Below are 18,845 nucleotides of genomic sequence, written 5' to 3'. Positions count from 1 at the left end.
TCGAAGGGTTGCGAGCAGCGGCGCGAACGCCGCTGCAGGTGCTGGTTGATTACTGAACTTTGGCCAGCTCTTCGTTCATGGCTGCAACTGCGGCAGCCGCGTCAATCTCATCGTCGATATACTGCCGGACCACGCGGTTGATGGCCTGAGAGTTGATCATCTTCGACGCCAGCGCCAATTGACCTTCAGCCACGCCCCAGCGCTGTGCAACGTCCAGACCGCCCACGATTTCGTCGATCATGGCTTGGTCATAAAGCTCACCCAGGGGGGCCTTGCGGTCAACGCCTACAGGCAGCTCGGCCCATGCTTCAGAAAAGGCTGTCGGATTGTCGGCGTTGCCGCGACGAACAGGGAATTTGCCCTCAGGCGCAATTGCCAGAGTTTGGGTGTACCCGTCATCCATCGCGAATTTCACGAATTCCATCGCGGCGTCCGTATCCGCATCGTTGGTAATGCCGAAATACCGCACATCGCCCCATGCTGCGCCATCCGGGTTGGACGGGCCAGAGAAGTTGGTCACGATTCCAGTCTTGCTCGCCAATTCGCTTGAGGTCGGATCGTCGCTAATTGTTGGCGGAGCGCTGTCCCGCAAGCCGGCCAGTTCATCCAGAATGAAGGGCGACCAAATGATCATCGCGGCCTTGCCGTCGAAATACAGCTCTCGCGATTGCTTCCAGTACAGCTCACCCGGAGGCGACGCTTTCGAGATTGCTTTGTAGAAGTCCAGAACCTCGGTTGTCTTGGCCTCATCCAGTGGCTGGAAACCATCAGCGCCAACTGGCGAGACGCCATTGGCGAGGAACACATGTTCCAGCACCTGGCTCATGAAGTTCTCATCAACTTTGGTCGCGGCGACAAAGCCGTACATTTCCGGCGGGTTGTGCAGTTTTTCCAGCGCAGCCAATACGCTGTCAAATGAGTTGGGCGCATCCAGGCCGGCTTCGTCAAATAGGTCTTTGCGGTAGACAACCATTTGCGTCCAACCATCGACAGGTACCGAGGCTGTTTCGTCATTAAAGGCCGCCATATCCAATGCGCCGGGTGCAAATGTGTCGGCGCCCAGCTCTTCGATCACTTCTGTCGCAGCTTCGGTGTCAAGGATACCTGCTTCGGCCCAAGGCAGCGCGTATTGCAATGGATGATAGACCACATCAGGCAGATCTCCCGCTGCGAAAGCTGCGGTAGCTCGTGTGCCCAGATCTGTTTCGGTGACCGGGATTACCTCAACTGTGGTGCCGGTTTCCGCTTTAAACTGGTCCGCCATTTCCTGCTGCTTTGCGAGCCGTTCTGGTTGCTCCTCAGTTGTCCAGAAACGAATTGTATCTGCCTGTGCTGACACGGCTGCCAGGGCCAGCGCCAGCGATGTGCCAAGCATCAGTCGAGATGCCTTTGGTGTAAGTTTCATGATCGGTCTCCTCCCCGATTTCCATTTTTGAATTGTGTAATTTTTCGCGCCAACTCTTCAGGTGTCAGGCGCGGTGGTCCATCAGAATCCCGTTCCAAAAGAACGGCTTCGCCGAGCTCACGCAGGCTTTCGGGTGCTTCTCCACGGGTTTGCCGTATGAGCATTTCAGCAAGGCGTTCGCCAGCCCGCTGTGAATCGACGCTGAATGTCGTTAGACCCGGGCTGACGTATTGGCTTTCGGGTATGCCGTCATACCCAAGGATCGAGACATCCTTACCGATTTGCAGGCCAAACTCGGCGCAAACAGTGTATGACCCTAATGCGGCCAAATCAGTCGCAAAGACGATCCCGGTCGGTGGATTCTCCAATTCCAGCAAAGCTCGCGCCTGGATTGCTCCTTCATCACGGGTGCGCGCGTCCTCGCGTATCAGTTCAAGGTCGTTGGGCAAGCCAGCAGCGCTCAGACCTTCGAGATAGCCATCACGTCGAAGGTGGCTGTAGTTGAATTTCGGATCGCTGCCGACGAAGCCGATGCGACGATGGCCAAAACCACTCAAACGACTGACCGCGCTACGAATTGCCGTTTCACCCGAGATATCAAACCAAGATGTATCGTCGTAAGGGTCCGCTTGCCCGTATCCCGTTCGACCGTAGAGTATGAATGGAACATTCAGGGCGCTTAGATACTTGATACGAGCGTCGTCGACTTCCGTTCTGGGCAGAATAAACCCGTCCGCCTTGCGCTCTTCCACAAGGCGCCCCAGAACGTTGAGCATATCCTTTTCGGACTTGGCCGTTGAGATAGTCATAGTCCAATCGAATGCGCTGGCACCTTCGCAAGCGCCTGCCAGAAAGTCCTGCAGAAACGGATTGTGCCGGTCCGGTTCCCCGCTGTTAATGACCATCGCAATTGCACGTACTTTCCCTGTGCGGATCGCCTGCGCGTGGCTGAGCGGGCGATAGCCCATCTTTCTTGCAGTAGATTCGACCCGTTTTCTGGTGGTCTCCGAGATGTCGGAATACCCGTTCAAAGCGCGCGACACGGTGCTCTTTGAAAGACCGAGGTGATCAGCCAACTCGTCCAGCTTCACCCTTCGGGATGAGGGATCGCGACGGAGCGAAGATTCGCGCTTCGGTAGACTGGGATTCGTTCTCATTCCATTATTTGTTCGCTCCGAAACCGGTTTCGGCAATCAAAAAATCGAAAAACTCTTCTGATTACTCGTTTGACCGCGCTAAACCTCCGGTGCTCTGATGTTCACCTGTTCTCTAACAGTTCGATAATTTATGACTTGTTTGATTGGCAGGGGACGTCCACATCAAAGGCCTCTTAGCGGAAATGATGAAGGGTCTGGACGCCGATCATAGCGAGGACGTACCCGTGGTGATTGATCAGACCTATCTGCAGATGGACGCACGTCGTCCAACCCTATGGACTAAAGGGACAAAGAGGGCTGATCGGCCGAACCAAAGGCAGCGCAAGCTCGAAGGAAAGGGCCATCTGCGACAGCCAGGGACAGCCGCCGAACGTTTTTGTGACCACCGGTCAGGTCAGGAATAATACCGGTTCGATGAAGTTCGTGTGCGGAATGTCGGCTTTCCGCCCTGCCGGTGGATGGCTTTGCGCTTGCGGCAGACTATTCGCCTATGCATCAAACGGCAGGTTGGTGGCCGCTATCCTTTGTTTTGCCCAGCAGATTGCAGCCATGGCGAATGACAGAAATGTCCGCGGAACAGACATTGAGATGAATTCTAGGAACGACTGCTCCGAGCCGACAACAAACGTCGCAATTTCGCGACTTGCGTCCCCTAAACGGAGAAATTTCTGCAAAGGCACGAACGACCAAGACGTAGCGCAGCAGCGATGCCGAACTTTCGCGCATCAGGCAGAAATATCTGATGGCGGAACCAGCGTAGCGCGTAACAAATCGGCCCCGAAGAATGGTATGGTTTCGGATAGTTGTTTAGCTTGGCAAGAGCATTTCGTATACGGACAGCCGATGAGTGAAGACAAAACCTAACACCCAGACAAACGTTGAAATGAAAGCCTGTACTTTCGGCCTCTCCAATTGGGTTTAGGTGCTGACAATTTGGCAAGTCCGTTCTGGGGGCTAATTCACTTCTGAGATCATTACCCCCCCCTGCTTCACCAAGAGGTCAACAATTGCGCTAACCCCCTTTTTGTGGCGAAGGGACGAGAACAAAAATGGCCGTCCTTTGCGCATTCTGGCTGCATCTCGTTCCATGACCTCCAGTGAAGCGCCAACATGTGGCGCCAGGTCGGTTTTGTTTATGACCAGGATGTCGGATTTTGTTATTGCTGGTCCGCCTTTTCGCGGGATTTCCTCTCCAGCGGCGACGTCGATCACATAGATTGTAAGGTCTGCGAGTTCCGGGCTGAAAGTAGCCGACAGATTGTCGCCACCGCTTTCGATCAGAACGATATCAAGATCTGGATGGCGTTCCTGCATTTCAGCGACAGCGGCAAGGTTTATCGATGCATCCTCGCGGATTGCTGTATGTGGGCAACCGCCCGTTTCGACGCCGATAATCCGATCTTGGGGAAGGACCTGCATGCGCACCAGCGCTTCGGCATCCTCCTGCGTATAAATGTCATTGGTGATGACGCCCACTGAACAAGCATCGCGCAGGGCTTCAGACAAGGCAGCGGTCAAAGTGGTCTTTCCGGCTCCAACCGGACCACCGATGCCAACGCGAAGAGGGCCGTTCATACTGCTCATGTTCGGAATATCCTTGAATACTGTGTTTCGTGTCTCATCGACGCGATGTCCGTCAGGAACGCAGTCGAACTTATTTCTTCTAAACCTGCCAATTGCGCCTTTTCGACGATATGAGCACATAGCGGTGTCAAATTACGGATTAGTTTCTGCGCGTCGGTTTGCCCCAGCGGCACAAGACGCGTTGCGCAAGCGACCAAGTTGCTTGCGAATGCTTGTAGATACATCTTCGTCGTCAGCAGTAGGGGGAGGTTTTGCAGAAGCGCGGCGTGACCTACTGAAACTGGGTAGGAAAGCTGTTGGATGTCTAAATCCCAGACATCTCCTGTGACAGTCCCGAACGCCTGTCCCAGCAGTTCGGTTTCCATTTTCCTTTCGGATGACGCGCAGATAGCCCGTGCCTTGGCATCGATGCTAAAAAGTTCATCTTTGTCCCGCGCGTTGTATGCGGACACCACGAACAGAGCATCATTCCATCCAGATCCGTGTTCCAGCGCATCTGAAATCCAGTCTTCGGCGTCTTGGGAGCTGGCGACCGCTCCTTCGTCAATTGCAGCTTCCAACCCATGAGAATAAGCAAAGCCCCCCACAGGGTATGCCGGAGACAACCACTGGGTCAGCGTCAGGATATCGGCGTCAGTGGGCGTGGCCATGTGTCCTGCCGTGGCCATAGGCTCCGCCTTCGGGGTTGAACGGTTCGTGCACCTCGCGCACTGTGGCTCCGATTTTCAAAAGCATGTCTCGGATCACATGATCGACCTGGATCAGCAGACGGTCCTTTTCGATCTGGCAGGGCGTGTGGCGATTGCCGATATGCCACGCGATGCGTGTCAGGTCCGGAGCGGAAACCTCTAGCAGTGCTTCGGGTGCAGCCTGTATTTCCACTTCGCGACCGTCGTCCAGAACCAACGTGCCACCGTGGTTCAACGAGGTGGTTTGCGACAGATCGACGAGAATTTGTTCGCCACTTTCACAGGTCAGAACCTTGCGACGCAAAAACCGATCGTCATAAGTCAGAGACAGGCAATCTGCGGACTCGCCGTGCATATGATCCGAGTAACGGCGTGCGGTGCAGAGCAGGGCGGTCATACCGTCGCCTCCTCTGGAGCAGAAATGGTCAGAGCCAGATTGAATCCGCAAACACCCGGTGCACGATCCGTTCGCGTGACAGGCCGCGTTTTGTCAGCTCTTCGTCGCTGAGCGATTGCAGAAATTCGACCTGTCGAACGCGTGATTGAGCTTCGGCCACACTGATCAGAGCCCCGTAGACTGATGCTGCAATGGACGCGACCAGACCGGGCAGCGAAAAGCGTGCGTGAGATTGTGTTGCTGAGTGTGCCATTTGGACCCTCGTAAACGTTGGTCCTCCCTTGGGCATTAATATCTGTCATATCGGCCTCACTTTGAAGTGGGTGTTTGGTCATTTCTGCCTTGCGCGCGGTGCAATGCAGCATAATTTTTAGTCAGAACATAAAGTATCGCTGTGCCATTGGCAGCACTTCGGCGGGTTGGCAGGTCAGCAATTCGCCATCTGCCCGGACTTCGTAGGTTTCTGGATCAACTTCGACATGAGGTGTCGCGTTGTTGAGCAGAAGATCCTGTTTGCCAATCTCTCGCGTGTTTTGGACAGCGACGGTCTGCTTTGCCAATCCAAGTGTATCACCGATCCCGTCCGCCAGCGCGGCTTGCGAAACAAAGGTGATGGCCGAGTTTTCAACGGATCGACCATAGGCACCGAACATTGGCCGACTATAAACCGGCTGCGGGGTGGGAATCGAAGCATTCGGATCACCCATCTGTGCACAAACGATGGTGCCGCCCAGCAAAACCATCTCAGGCTTCACTCCAAAAAAGGCAGGGTCCCATAGGACCAGGTCGGCGCGTTTTCCTTCCTCGATACTGCCAATCTCGTGGCTGAGGCCATGGGCTACGGCAGGGTTGATCGTGTACTTGGCGATGTAACGGCGAACGCGCAGGTTGTCGTTGTCACCGGATTCCTCCGGCAGGCGGCCTCGCTGTTTCTTCATCTTGTCAGCCGTTTGCCACGTACGGATCAACACCTCGCCCACGCGGCCCATAGCCTGACTGTCGGACGCGATGATGCTGAACGCGCCCATGTCGTGCAGGATATCTTCAGCCGCGATGGTTTCACGCCGGATGCGGCTTTCAGCAAAGGCCACGTCCTCGGGGATGGATTTGTCCAGATGATGGCAGACCATCAGCATGTCGAGATGTTCCTCTACCGTGTTCACTGTAAAGGGCCTCGTCGGGTTGGTAGAGGAGGGTAGGACATGGTCCTCACCGCAGATTTTGATGATGTCGGGGGCGTGGCCGCCGCCCGCGCCTTCGGTATGGAAAGCGTGGATAGTACGGCCCTTTATCGCGGCAACTGTATTTTCAACAAACCCGGATTCGTTGAGCGTGTCGGTGTGGATCATCACCTGAACGTCCATCGCATCAGCGACCGAAAGGCAGCAGTCGATGGCTGCCGGGGTCGTGCCCCAGTCCTCGTGCAGTTTCAGAGCACAAGCTCCGGCTCTGACCTGTTCCTCCAGAGCCGCGGGAAGCGAAGCATTTCCCTTGCCCGCAAAAGCAAGATTCATGGGAAAAGCATCTGCCGCCTGCAACATCCGGCCGATATGCCATGGGCCCGGTGTGCATGTGGTCGCCAGAGTGCCATGTGCCGGGCCAGTGCCGCCACCGAGCATGGTCGTCAGGCCAGAATGCAGCGCGTCCTCTATCTGTTGAGGGCAGATGAAGTGAATATGGCTGTCGAACCCGCCAGCCGTCAGGATGCGACCCTCGCCAGCGATGGCCTCTGTGCCGGGGCCGATGATGATGTCTACACCGGGCTGCGTATCCGGATTTCCGGCTTTGCCGATCTTGGCGATGCGCCCGTCCTTTAGGCCGACATCCGCCTTGTAAATACCCGAGTGATCCACGATCAGAGCATTGGTGATCACCGTGTCCACGGCCCCCTCGGCTCGCGTGGCCTGTGACTGCCCCATCCCATCGCGAATGACTTTGCCACCACCGAATTTAACCTCTTCACCATAGACATCTTCGCGGTGGCCGGTCTCGCTGAAACGCGCAGTCGTTGCGCGCTCCACGATCAGGTCTTTTTCTACTTCGATGATCAGATCGGTATCTGCCAATCGTACTTTGTCGCCGACCGTGGGGCCGAACATGGAGGCATAGTCACTCCGACTGATCTTGCCCGGCATCTTTCAAAGCCCCCATGATATGCATATTGAAACCGTAGATGTGCCGGCGCCCCTCAAATGGCACCAGCATAACTTCGCGAGTTTGCCCTGGCTCAAATCGCACCGCAGTGCCCGCCGGGATGTCCAGCCGCATACCCAAAGCTGCATACCGATCAAAATCCAGAGCCGGGTTTGCTTCGGAAAAATGGTAGTGGCTGCCGACCTGTATTGGTCGGTCGCCGGTATTGGCGACAATAACAAGACGGCTGCTGCGTCCTGCGTTCAGCGTCAGTGAGCCTTCGGCCGGAATAATCTCACCCGGGATCATTTCGGCAGCTTCAAAATCACGGTAATGGCGATGACCGCAATCAAAGCCAACCCAACTGCGAGCGCGGCGTAATCACTGCCATGAGCGTGAACTTGGGTATCCGAATGGGCCATGGCCGGACCAGCCAGAATGAGAGCGGGAAACAGCATACGGTTCATGGAGAACTCCTTTAGAAATTAGCGAATGGGGTTGTGGACAGTCACAAGTTTTGTGCCATCCGGGAAAGTGGCTTCGACCTGTACCTCGTGGATCATCTCGGGCACGCCTTCCATGCATTGGTCACGGGAGATCACTTCAGCCCCGGCTTGCATCATGTCCGCGACCGAACGGCCATCGCGCGCGCCTTCGACCACGGCGTCGGTTATCAACGCAATGGCCTCGGGGTGGTTCAGCTTAACGCCGCGGGTCAGCCGTTTTCGAGCGACCTCGGCGGCCATGGCGACCAGCAGTTTGTCTTTTTCTCGAGGGGTCAGGTTCATGTCAGAGCATCCAGCATCGGGGTAAAGTGTCTTTGTTCAGTCGGCGTAGAACTGGTATCAGCGTTCGCCGCAGAGCAAAGCTGTTGTCCGCCAGAATGCGAATGACCAATAGGTCTTTCCGGATCAGGGTTGCACCGGCGGTGTCCGGTAGCATTTCCCGGACAGGTTTTAGATGACCTTCGGCGGAACTCGACGCTAAGACGATTAGCGCCATCGCCCCTGCGCCGTTCGCAATATGCGGCTTGGACAAATGCGTATGCCAATCACCTGAGAACCTGATCGCCTCGAGAAACACTGGCGTGTCCTCGCGGCGAATCTCGATTCTATCGCGCAAGCGGATGCCGGTCAGCGTCTCGCCCATGGCAATGCGCCCAAAGACCAGCGGCTCGACCATCAGCATTTCAGCATCAAGCCCCATGTCGATCCTGAGGCGTCGGTCCAAAGCACTGCCGTTGTACAGGATGGTTTCCTGCGGCAGCCAGTTCAGCCGGGCGCCATCCTCAACCGTCAAATGGTTTGTAATCTGGCCCAATTCTTTGGGCTGGGCTTTGTAGGCGCGCTCACAGGCTTGTGTCGTCAAAGTCAGCGCCGTGCATTTTGCTGCCTTGCAAGAAAATCGGAATGAATCGCCTCCGGTCACGCCGCCCGCCGTGTTCAGAAGAACCGCATCAAGATCAGGTGTGATCGTTCTGGGGAACAGGCATTTAAAGGACCCAGACTGGCGAAATCTGTCCAGCACAGTTCTGTTGCCCAATTGCTTGGTGCTTAAGCTGACAGTGCCTGCAGCACGTGGCGGTACCGCGCTGTGCGTGGGCAATATGGCTGCAACTTGTGTAATAGGGCACCTTTAGCGCGTCGTTTGGTGCCACCTGTTTCTCTATTGAAGTGTCGGAACACTAATCTGCAGTGTCGGAATCTGCTTATTTCCACATCGTGTGTCTAAATTTTAGACAGCAACGTCCGACTTAGATGAAAAAATATGCGCTTCTCGCCGATTTCCCAAATTGGGCTAAAGGTAAGTTGCCAACCTTGCTGCAATGCAGAAACCGTATGGGTGCCACCGCGGAAATGACCCGGGGGGTGTGTGACGGCTGCGCGAATTGGACCTCGAACACAACCGCCACACGGAACGCAACAACAGTTGCGGGGATCAGGTAGAAGAAGAGTGTGCCTTTGCGCAAGCCCTCTCTCCCGGCCCCGCCAGGAGGATTACATGAAATCGCTCAAATCCACGCTCGCCGGATCGGTTGTCTTTGCTGCCATAGCCACCGCTGCCTTGTCTGCCGAAGACACGATCAAGGTCGGAGTGCTGCATTCGCTGTCGGGCACGATGGCAATCTCGGAGACTACTCTGAAAGACACCATGCTGATGCTGATCGACCAGCAAAACGCCAAAGGTGGTCTTTTGGGCAAGCAGCTTGAGGCCGTTGTTGTGGATCCCGCATCTGATTGGCCGCTGTTCGCGGAAAAAGCCCGTGAGCTGCTGACCGTCCACGAGGTGGATGTGATCTTTGGCAACTGGACTTCGGTCAGCCGCAAATCAGTACTGCCTGTGATCGAAGAACTGAATGGTTTGCTGTTCTATCCGGTTCAGTATGAGGGCGAAGAAAGCTCTAAAAATGTCTTTTACACCGGTGCGGCCCCGAACCAGCAGGCGATCCCTGCGACTGATTATTTCCTGGAGGAACTGGGGGTTGAGAAATTCGCTCTGCTCGGCACGGACTATGTCTATCCCAGGACCACCAACAATATTTTGGAAAGCTACCTTAAGCAAAAGGGTATTTCGGACGCGGATATCTTCGTCAACTACACCCCCTTTGGCCATTCTGACTGGTCCAAGATCGTATCTGACGTCGTCGCACTGGGCGAAGATGGCAAAAAGGTTGGTGTGATCTCGACCATCAACGGAGACGCCAACATTGGTTTCTATAAAGAACTGGCCGCAGCTGGTGTTTCGGCAGATGACATTCCTGTCGTGGCCTTTTCGGTTGGTGAGGAAGAACTGTCCGGTCTCGATACCGCGAACCTCGTCGGTCACTTAGCGGCTTGGAACTATTTCCAGTCGGCGGATACTGATGTAAATGCCGAATTTGTCGAAACCTGGAAAGCCACCATGGGTGACGAACGGGTGACCAACGACCCTATGGAGGCGCATTTTATCGGCTTCAACATGTGGGTGAATGCCGCGACCGAAGCCGGCTCGACCGAAGTAGACGCTGTGCGCGCCGCCATGTACGGGCAGGAATTCCCGAACCTGACCGGAGGTACTGCTGTGATGTTGCCGAACCACCATCTGGCTAAGCCGGTTCTGATTGGTGAGATTCAGGAAGACGGCCAGTTCGACATCATCAGCGAAACGGACGTTGTGCCGGGCGATGCATGGACCGACTTCCTGCCTGAATCGGCAGTGCTGAAATCGGATTGGAAAGATCTCGGCTGCGGTATGTACAACACCGAGACCGAGAGCTGCGTTCAGACTTTGTCGAACTACTAAATCGTACGCAAGGCGGGTGTGATCGCCCGCCTTGCCCAAAGACACGCGGGTTTCACCACATGTTAAGACTATTCCTTGCGGGCCTGGCAATTCTCTTCGCCTGCCTGAACGCCAACGCGCAAGAGGGTGGCCTGCAGCCGATCTTGCAGGATCATCAGGAGATCATTGTCAAAAGTTCGCGCAAGACGATCAAACCGGCGATTGATGCGCTTGCCGCCAGTGGGCTGCCGCAAGCGCAGGCGATGCTTGAGACATGGGTCGCCAAAGACATGTGGATGCGCAAGTCTGACGGTCTGTTCTTTGCCGGAACAAAGGCCGAAGGGCGGTTGTATCAACTGACCGATTTCGACACGGGTGAAGTGGTCGGCACGTTTGAGAAAACAGACTTGAAGCAATTGAAACCCAACAGCGGTGTCCGCGCTATGATCGGGACAGCTCTGGTGCAGTTTCAGTTGACCGACCCGGATCGAAAGAAGCGCCTAGCCGCACTAAAGTCCATTCAACGTGATCCCGAGGGCGCACTGCTCGAACCTCTTCGTGCCTCGATCGAGGATGAGCCAGATGTGGATTTGAAGGCCCAGAAGCAACGGCTCGAACGGCTGCTGACGATTGGATATGACGAAGACGTTGCGGCCCGCGTGGCTGCAATTGAAGAAATGTCGAACGATCTGGGTGTCGACGTCCGCGCGGCGCTGAACCCGTTACTCGTGACCTCACGAAAGACCGCTGCGGACCTGCCATCGGATGTTAACGTCGCCATCATTTTGGAACCCGGATCAGACGCCTTGTCGCGGGATGACGCATACCACCTGTTGGTCGCGAGTGACTTGGCTGCGCCCCATGTGTTGCCTGACGACATCCGCCTGGCTTTGGCTGCGAACATTGACGGTGGTCGCGTAGGGGGTGTCCCGGTCGCGCAACTGAACGAGAATACTGCGCGCGCACAAGCCTACAGCACTCTGGCCGAAGCCGGACTTGTTCCTGCGTTGGTAACTGAGGTTGATATCGACATGGCGCTGGGTGCGCATGTGTTCTTTGAGACTTATGCCGAGCCGTCCGTCGAAGTAACCGCCGCTGCCGAAAAAGCGCTAAAGAAGATCGAACTGAAAGTTGGCCTAAACCAAACGCTCGACCTGACGTTGGATGCGGTCTCTCTGGCCTCGATTTATTTCCTAGCCGCAATTGGTTTGGCCATCACTTTCGGAGTGATGGGTGTAATCAACATGGCCCATGGCGAATTTATCATGATGGGCGCCTATACGGGCTATGTCGTTCAGCAGTACGTTCCCGACCATACGGTATCGATCATCGTTGCCATCCCAATGGCTTTCGCCGTCACGTTTGCCATGGGCGTCGCCATGGAGCGCCTAGTTATCCGTTGGCTTTATGCCCGCCCGTTGGAAACACTGCTGGCGACCTTTGGTATCTCGATTGCCTTGCAGCAACTGGCGAAGAACATCTTTGGTACACAGGCCCGCCCTCTGACTGCTCCGGGCTGGCTGGACGGTGCTTGGGTGATGAACGATGTGGTTTCGATCAGCTATATCCGCATTGCGATCTTCGTGCTGGCGCTGATTTTTCTGGGGCTGTTCCTTTACATCATGAAACGGACAAGGCTGGGGCTTGAGATGCGAGCGGTCACGCAGAACCCGCGCATGGCGGGGTCGATGGGGATCAATCCGGGGAGGGTGAATATGCTGACATTTGGTCTGGGTTCTGGCATTGCCGGGATTGCCGGGGTCGCAATTGGCTTGTTCGCCAAAGTCACGTCGGATCTGGGCAACGACTACATTGTGCAAAGTTTCATGACCGTAGTTGTCGGTGGTGTCGGCAACATCTGGGGCGCGCTGGCAGGCGCGGGGATGATCGGGTTCCTGCAAAAAGGGATCGAGTGGATGAACCCGTCGAACACCCTCGCGGCGCAAACCTACATGATCATCTTCATCATCATTTTCATCCAATTTCGACCACGAGGCATTATTGCCCTCAAAGGTCGCGCGGCGGGGGATTGAGTTATGGAACGTAGTTTTGTTGCTAAGAACCCATCTGTGCTGGTCTTTCTGACCATCCTGTCGCTGTTTACGCTGGGTGTAACTGTCCTGTCCGAAGGGTTCGGGATCGGTGTGATCTCAACCAGTTTCGTCAAAACGCTGGGCAAGACCCTGTGCCTGTGTTTGATCGCTGTCGCGATGGATCTGGTTTGGGGTTTCACTGGCATTCTATCACTAGGCCATTTCGCTTTCTTCGGGCTCGGTGGCTATATGATCGGCATGTGGCTGATGTACGAACGCACTCGGCTGATCGTGGTCGAGTCATTGTCACAAGCCGACATCCCGCCAACGCCTGCCGAAGTTGTGGACGCCATCGGCACTCAAATTTTCGGCGTAGTCGGATCATCCGAATTCCCGCTGATTTGGGCATTTTCGCACAGCTTGACGCTGCAGTTGATACTGGTCGTTGTGGTGCCTGGCCTGCTGGCACTGATCTTTGGCTGGCTGGCCTTCCGCAGTCGAGTGACCGGTGTCTATCTGTCGATCCTGACGCAAGCAATGACGCTGGCTCTGGCTTTGTATCTGTTTCAGAACGACAGCGGGCTGCGCGGCAACAATGGCTTGTCCGGCCTGCAGAACCTGCCCGGTGTCACTGTCTCTCAAGACGTTGTTTCGCTCTGGTTCCTATGGGCTTCGGCTTTGGCGTTGGGACTGGGTTACATGCTGGCGGCATGGATCGTGTCGGGCAAGTTCGGCTCGGTCCTGCGCGGCATTCGAGACAACGAGGCGCGAGTTCGGTTCCTCGGCTATTCGGTCGAAGCCTACAAGTTGGCTGTCTTCACCCTGACGGCTTGCATCGCCGCAATCGCGGGTGCGCTATATTATCCGCAGGCTGGCATTATCAACCCCGAGGAGATGGCCCCCATCGCCTCAATCTATCTGGCCGTCTGGGTCGCTATCGGCGGGCGGGGCCGGCTGTATGGTGCGGTCATCGGCGCGGCTTTTGTCAGCCTGCTGAGCACCTGGTTCACCGGCGGGCAGGCCCCGGATATTCCGCTTGGCTTTTACACGATCAAATGGGTCGACTGGTGGCAAGTGCTGCTGGGTGTTTCGTTTGTGCTGGTCACGCTGTTTGCTCCGCAAGGTATCGGAGGTTTGTTCGACTTGTATACCAACCAGCGTCATCCCGATCGGCATGGTGCCAATCTGGGACCCGATGAAGGCGCTTTGCGTGAGAAAGAGGCCAGCCTATGAGCACCTTGTTAGAGGTAAGTGGCGTATCGGTTACCTTCGACGGGTTCCGCGCCATCAACAACCTGTCCTTCCAGATTGGTGACGCAGAGCTACGTTCCGTGATTGGCCCGAATGGTGCCGGCAAGACTACGTTTATGGACATCATCACCGGCAAGACCCGACCAGATGAGGGGCGGGTCATATGGGGTGAAAAGTCCGTATCTTTGTTGGATATGACCGAGGCAAAAATCGCGCAGGCGGGAATAGGGCGGAAGTTTCAGAAGCCTACGGTTTTTGAGGATCAGTCCGTGCGCGATAATCTACTAATGGCGCTAAAGAAAAATCGTGGCTGGGTTGGTGTGCTGCTTTACCGTCCGTCCAAAAGTGATTTGCAGAAGGTCGACGACCTGGCCACCGAAATTGGGCTGTATCAGGAACTGAGCCGTAAGTCAGGTGAACTGAGCCACGGGCAGAAGCAATGGTTGGAAATCGGCATGCTGCTTGCGCAGGACCCACGTCTGCTATTGGTTGACGAACCCGCCGCAGGCATGACCCCGCAAGAGCGAGAACACACCACAGACTTGCTAGTTCAAGCTGCAAAGACCCGCGCGGTTGTGGTTGTTGAACATGACATGGAATTTGTCAGGCGCCTGAACTGCAAAGTCACGGTTTTGCATGAAGGATCCGTTTTAGCCGAGGGCAGCCTTGATCACGTGACATCAAATCAGGACGTCATCGACGTCTATCTGGGGCGCTAGAAAATGTTGAAGCTGACCGATCTGACTTTGCACTATGGGCACTCGCAAATCCTCAACGGGATTTCCATGGAAGCTTCACAGGGTGAAGTAACGTGCGTCATGGGGACCAACGGTGTCGGAAAAACCAGTCTGATGAAGGCAATCTCAGGGGCGCATCCCCGTTCCGGTGGCGAACTGGAGCTTGACGGAAAGCAAATGGGTATCTTACCTGCTCATCAGATGGCCTGGAAAGGTGTGGCATATGTCCCCCAAGGTCGCGAAATTTTCCCATTGCTCACGGTTCGAGAAAATCTGGAAACAGGCTTCTCCTGTCTGCCTGCCAGCGAACACTTCGTCCCAGATGTTATTTTTGACATGTTCCCGGTCCTCAAAAAAATGCAGAACCGGCGCGGGGGCGACCTTTCCGGCGGGCAGCAGCAACAGTTGGCCATCGCGCGTGCACTGATCACAAGACCGCGCCTGCTGCTGCTGGATGAGCCAACCGAAGGTATTCAGCCGAACATAATCCAACAGATTGGCGAAGTGATCCGGCACCTCAGAAAGACGAGCGGAATGGCAATTGTCTTAGTCGAGCAGTATTTCGACTTCGCATATGATCTTGCTGACAGGTTTGTTGTGTTGCGACGCGGAGAAATCCTGGTCAAAGGCTCACGAGATGACCTGACGCGTGATCAAGTGTTGCAGGCCGTAACAGTTTAGCACTGTTCCGTGTAGTTGGCTTCGAATTAGATTCATGAAGCCCAAATCACGTTCTGCACTGAAGCTGGGGACATGGTTTGATCCTCCCAATACGTTCAAAAAAGAAATGCTTAGTTTTGAGATGCTGTCGTTCGATGCCTCTTGTCTTGATGGGTGTGTACTATCAGACAGATCAACTGGCTTCGTGTACTACTGAGGTTCAAATTGGGCATTGTCAGAGGAAACCGGCTTGAGGCGGGTAGGGTGGTTTCGTAGCTTCGTGGGATGACAAAAACCAATCCACTTCGATACTTCAAAACCAGCCCAGAGATCATTGGCCTACCCGCCCCCAAGAGGACGTTTGACAAATACGCGCATACGTTTTCGTTAAGACCGAAGCAAAAACGCGTGAGTGTAGCGCGCTTAGGTTCGCCTGCTAAGTTTAATCTACTTGCAGATCGGCAATTCCAGTGGCGGTTGTTTGGGCAAGGATGCCCTCCAACTGTTTATGATCGGTTGGAGGCTGCTCTTGGGCCAAAACTTTGGTGCGCCGATTGCTTGTAGGCAAGCTGCGTTCCAATAAACTCCTGCTCGCGATAGTGATTTTCCTTTTTTTACCGCCTTGGCGACAGCGTTAATGTCTTTGGATTCTGGGTAGATGTAGAGGGTCGTCGGGTTCCCTTCTACAAGCGCCAGGATTTCTTTAGAGGCGGACTGTGACCAGGTTGTACAACCATTGCTGCGACCACCCGTGTAGTTCACAAGCCTTCCGTAGGGGACAAAGCCGTCGTTGTCTGCATGTGTGCTTTGTGGGTTTTTGAACCTGCATTGCCATTTTAGGAAAACGGCGGGATGGCCCCCGATAGCGCGCTCCCGGGCATTGCTCGTTTCTCCTTGACCATCAAACAAAAGGAACGTGCGGTAGAACGGCTGCGTTTTGCCGGATTGACTGTAGTAACCCTTGAATGACGTGCGGGTTTCAGCCGTCACATAGGCACCGCCGGCGGTTAGTTTCGATCCTTCTGCATTGCTGAAGTTCTTCGCGCATTGCCGACCATTCGAAAAATTGGCACGCTTGAGTTTTCGACCATTGCCATAGCCGGACGAGACTGCTCGAAAGGACTTTTGCGACTCGCAGATGACGTAAAACCGCTTGCCGGGATTGCCGTTTCTTGTGGTACTTGGGCGGGTTGCATCTTTGGCAAGATAGCAGGGGTTCCTTACCTCGCCTCGACGTACTTTCTCTTTGTAAAGCGCTCGCGCCCTTTTCAAAACGATCGGGGCGATTTGCCCGTCACCCGTACCCACGTGCTTTTGTAACCACGCCGGGACATCTTGTGTTATCGCTTCAACCCGGTCGGGCAGGGCGCCTGCCGCGATGGCAATTGTCATGGCGGAGAGTGCAAGACGGAGTGAATTCGGTAGCACCGGGAGATCTCCTGCTAGAATGTCCTCGGGGCCAGTCTACCACAAATCCCATGCAATCGGATGCCAGCCAAGTGTACAAACGAAGCTTCCTGTTGCCTCAAATCCCGTTTTGCGTTTCGAGGGGCTTGTCGTTCATATTGAACAAAAGTGCTGCGACGTTGAATAGGTGTCTGGACACTCGGAGGTCGACTTCCAAGTGAATGCCATGACTAATCGCCGAAAGTCTCTGTTGGTAACCGCAATGGCTGATCCGCACATTGCGCGGGGACAAACGGTGACGCTGAATGATGCGGTAAGTAATCTTCCGCAGTTGCACTCACTTCAAATTCAACGCGGAGAAGAGGTCATTTTGCTCAAGCCCAACATGGCGATGGCTTGGATAGGCCGGCCAATCTAAGGTCTTGCTCGAAAAGCATTGTGGCTCCGTTAATAGGGACGGTAATCAATCAGCAGGAAATCCCACCTGTAGTCGAATTTTCTTGATGGGAACTCATTTAGTTGAGGAAATCTTCACCGAATTTACTTGCCACGCCGACCACACGGTTATCGTCAGTTTGAATTGAGTTCGCGGGATTGCCTCCTCCAAGTTCAGCCTTAGCGGAGGTCATCCAAAAAGCTCGTTGCCAGGGCGTCAAATCGGCCGGCAGCGCCTTTAACACAGTTTCCATCAAAGGAAGCGGAGTGCCGTCTTCTGCAAACTGGAAAGATGGGTACGCGTCGATGCCTTCATATGGGACAGAAAAGACCTTTCCGGTCCTCTTCCAGATCTCACCTATTCGCGTGATTTGCCAGGAACCTTTCTTCCACTGCGCATGAACAGATCTATTGTCCAGCAACGGATATTTCCGGGCAAACTCATCTTTGCGGATGTCATCGACCGCGCAAAACGGTTCTTCGAACTTGGTAAAATACATCTTCTAACCAACAACACTTGTTGAAACACACAAGTCCATACTGTCAGAAACCCAACTTCTTGAAAGTAAGATTGTTCACACATTGCAGCACGATCTTTAGTGAGGGTTCAGGTTCATATTGCTGAATATAAATGATTTAATTTAAAATCAGTTCGAGGGAAAATCGTCATCTGCTCAGCGTGAAAGTCCACAATGCCGCAGATCGAGGCGACAATCATTGCAACATGAACGTATTGATCACACATCATGTATGAGCCGCGTAAAGGTCTGCTTCGAATGGGTTATACGAAGACTGCACTATTGATAGCCGCAATGACGGCCTTGTTCATGGGGTTGGGATACCTTCTGGCAGGAGCGGGCGGCATGCTGTTCGCATTGGTGCTGGCAGCAGGCATGAACCTGTTTACCTGGTGGAACTCAGACAAAATGGTCCTTCGCATGCACAACGCAAGGCAAGTTTCATCTGGTGACCATGCGGGGTTGTCTCAAATGGTCGGGGATCTTGCAAAGAACGCGGGCATGCCAAAGCCCGCTGTGTATTTGATTGAAAAACCCCAGACCAATGCATTTGCTACTGGGCGCAATCCCAACAACGCTGCCGTTGCCGTCACTACGGGGTTGCTACAGACCCTCACAAGGGATGAACTGGCGGGAGTTGTCGCGCACGAACTTGCACATATCAAGAACCATGACACTGCGATTATGACCGTAACTGCCACGTTCGCGGGTGCAATTACGATGCTAGCAAACTTCGCACTGTTCTTTGGTGGAAGACGGGATAGTGCCGTTGGTCTAGTGGGGACCATTGCGCTGATGATCTTGGCTCCTTTGGCTGCGGGTTTGGTCCAAATGGCCATTAGTCGGACAAGAGAATACGCCGCCGATCGCGTCGGCGCCGAGATTTGCGGTCGACCTCTGGCATTGGCGTCTGCCCTCGAAGGTATTCAGCAAGGCGCTGCAAGCATCGACAACGATGCTGCCGAGCGAAATCCAGCGACCGCACATATGTTCATCATCAATCCACTTCATGCGCACTCACGTGACAAGCTGTTTTCAACTCACCCGTCGACGGCAAATCGGATAGCTGCGTTGCGAATGCTAGCCCAGCAGTCGAACGCAGCCGACGAAAGCAGCAACACTCGAAGCACTAAACCATCATCCAGGACTGGCCCTTGGGGGTGAAGGTCGCATGCAGG

The 18,845-nt window shown here is 54.7% G+C and carries 19 protein-coding genes; 6 read left to right on the top strand and 13 right to left on the bottom strand.

Annotated features, from left to right (window positions below; all coding sequences use genetic code 11):
• Positions 1-49: 49 nt before the first annotated feature.
• The 11 genes from AC2FLJ_RS03740 to AC2FLJ_RS03690 all read right to left on the bottom strand — a co-directional run bounded on the left by AC2FLJ_RS03740 (position 50) and on the right by AC2FLJ_RS03690 (position 8,970).
• Positions 50-1,405 (bottom strand): ABC transporter substrate-binding protein, encoded by a 1,356-nt coding sequence (locus AC2FLJ_RS03740; protein WP_496699857.1) that lies wholly within the window; start codon positions 1,403-1,405, stop codon positions 50-52.
• The gene (locus AC2FLJ_RS03735; protein WP_496704465.1) at positions 1,402-2,481 is read right to left on the bottom strand and encodes a LacI family DNA-binding transcriptional regulator; all 1,080 of its coding nucleotides are present in this window, start codon (positions 2,479-2,481) and stop codon (positions 1,402-1,404) included. Before AC2FLJ_RS03735 ends, AC2FLJ_RS03740 begins: the two co-directional genes overlap by 4 nt.
• 1,035 nt (positions 2,482-3,516) lie before the next feature.
• Positions 3,517-4,146, bottom strand: coding sequence for an urease accessory protein UreG (gene ureG / locus AC2FLJ_RS03730; protein ID WP_282118847.1), 630 nt, complete (start codon positions 4,144-4,146; stop codon positions 3,517-3,519).
• Positions 4,143-4,814 carry an urease accessory protein UreF gene (locus tag AC2FLJ_RS03725; RefSeq protein ID WP_496699859.1) on the bottom strand — a complete coding sequence of 224 codons (672 nt, stop codon included), beginning with the start codon at positions 4,812-4,814 and terminating at the stop codon, positions 4,143-4,145. The genes ureG and AC2FLJ_RS03725 overlap by 4 nt, the downstream gene beginning before the upstream one ends.
• Positions 4,780-5,232: an urease accessory protein UreE gene (ureE, locus tag AC2FLJ_RS03720; protein WP_058272433.1), complete on the bottom strand. Its 453-nt coding sequence runs from the start codon at positions 5,230-5,232 to the stop codon at positions 4,780-4,782. The genes AC2FLJ_RS03725 and ureE overlap by 35 nt, the downstream gene beginning before the upstream one ends.
• Before the next feature lie 28 nt (positions 5,233-5,260).
• The gene (locus tag AC2FLJ_RS03715; protein WP_282118845.1) at positions 5,261-5,485 is read right to left on the bottom strand and encodes a DUF1127 domain-containing protein; all 225 of its coding nucleotides are present in this window, start codon (positions 5,483-5,485) and stop codon (positions 5,261-5,263) included.
• Between the two features lie 121 nt (positions 5,486-5,606).
• A complete protein-coding gene (gene ureC / locus AC2FLJ_RS03710; protein ID WP_282168656.1) occupies positions 5,607-7,367 on the bottom strand; it encodes an urease subunit alpha in 1,761 nt (586 codons plus the stop codon).
• Complete coding sequence (locus AC2FLJ_RS03705) at positions 7,342-7,674, bottom strand: urease subunit beta (RefSeq protein ID WP_058276343.1); 333 nt, start codon at positions 7,672-7,674, stop codon at positions 7,342-7,344. The genes ureC and AC2FLJ_RS03705 overlap by 26 nt, the downstream gene beginning before the upstream one ends.
• Entirely contained in the window at positions 7,671-7,832 is a 162-nt protein-coding gene (locus AC2FLJ_RS03700; protein ID WP_158506935.1) for a hypothetical protein, read from the bottom strand. Before AC2FLJ_RS03700 ends, AC2FLJ_RS03705 begins: the two co-directional genes overlap by 4 nt.
• An 18-nt stretch (positions 7,833-7,850) precedes the next feature.
• On the bottom strand, positions 7,851-8,153 hold the full coding sequence (locus tag AC2FLJ_RS03695) for an urease subunit gamma (RefSeq protein WP_058276342.1): 303 nt from the start codon (positions 8,151-8,153) through the stop codon (positions 7,851-7,853).
• A gap of 1 nt (position 8,154) precedes the next feature.
• Entirely contained in the window at positions 8,155-8,970 is an 816-nt protein-coding gene (locus tag AC2FLJ_RS03690; protein WP_496699861.1) for an urease accessory protein UreD, read from the bottom strand.
• Positions 8,971-9,366: 396 nt separating this feature from the next.
• Here AC2FLJ_RS03690 and urtA point away from each other — a divergent pair, with 396 nt between their 5' ends.
• From urtA to urtE, 5 genes are read left to right on the top strand one after another with little or no spacing between them, the layout of a single operon-like run.
• Complete coding sequence (urtA, locus tag AC2FLJ_RS03685; RefSeq protein ID WP_109312314.1) at positions 9,367-10,647, top strand: urea ABC transporter substrate-binding protein; 1,281 nt, start codon at positions 9,367-9,369, stop codon at positions 10,645-10,647.
• 59 nt (positions 10,648-10,706) lie between these two features.
• Positions 10,707-12,659, top strand: coding sequence for an urea ABC transporter permease subunit UrtB (gene urtB, locus AC2FLJ_RS03680; RefSeq protein WP_496704464.1), 1,953 nt, complete (start codon positions 10,707-10,709; stop codon positions 12,657-12,659).
• A gap of 3 nt (positions 12,660-12,662) precedes the next feature.
• Positions 12,663-13,892 (top strand): urea ABC transporter permease subunit UrtC, encoded by a 1,230-nt coding sequence (urtC, locus tag AC2FLJ_RS03675; protein ID WP_496704463.1) that lies wholly within the window; start codon positions 12,663-12,665, stop codon positions 13,890-13,892.
• Positions 13,889-14,629 (top strand): urea ABC transporter ATP-binding protein UrtD, encoded by a 741-nt coding sequence (gene urtD / locus AC2FLJ_RS03670; RefSeq protein ID WP_496704462.1) that lies wholly within the window; start codon positions 13,889-13,891, stop codon positions 14,627-14,629. Before urtC ends, urtD begins: the two co-directional genes overlap by 4 nt.
• A gap of 3 nt (positions 14,630-14,632) precedes the next feature.
• The gene (urtE, locus tag AC2FLJ_RS03665; protein ID WP_496699864.1) at positions 14,633-15,328 is read left to right on the top strand and encodes an urea ABC transporter ATP-binding subunit UrtE; all 696 of its coding nucleotides are present in this window, start codon (positions 14,633-14,635) and stop codon (positions 15,326-15,328) included.
• A gap of 426 nt (positions 15,329-15,754) precedes the next feature.
• Here urtE and AC2FLJ_RS03660 read toward each other — a convergent pair whose 3' ends face one another.
• Both AC2FLJ_RS03660 and AC2FLJ_RS03655 read right to left on the bottom strand, forming a co-directional pair.
• Positions 15,755-16,699 (bottom strand): hypothetical protein, encoded by a 945-nt coding sequence (locus tag AC2FLJ_RS03660; RefSeq protein WP_496704461.1) that lies wholly within the window; start codon positions 16,697-16,699, stop codon positions 15,755-15,757.
• Between the two features lie 530 nt (positions 16,700-17,229).
• Entirely contained in the window at positions 17,230-17,649 is a 420-nt protein-coding gene (locus AC2FLJ_RS03655; protein ID WP_496704460.1) for a hypothetical protein, read from the bottom strand.
• A gap of 276 nt (positions 17,650-17,925) precedes the next feature.
• Here AC2FLJ_RS03655 and htpX point away from each other — a divergent pair, with 276 nt between their 5' ends.
• Positions 17,926-18,831: a zinc metalloprotease HtpX gene (gene htpX / locus AC2FLJ_RS03650; protein WP_496704459.1), complete on the top strand. Its 906-nt coding sequence runs from the start codon at positions 17,926-17,928 to the stop codon at positions 18,829-18,831.
• The last annotated feature ends 14 nt before the right edge of the window (positions 18,832-18,845 follow it).

It is taken from the genome of Ruegeria sp. CDSA034, from assembly GCF_059612275.1.
This window is presented reverse-complemented; position numbering and strand designations above follow the sequence as displayed.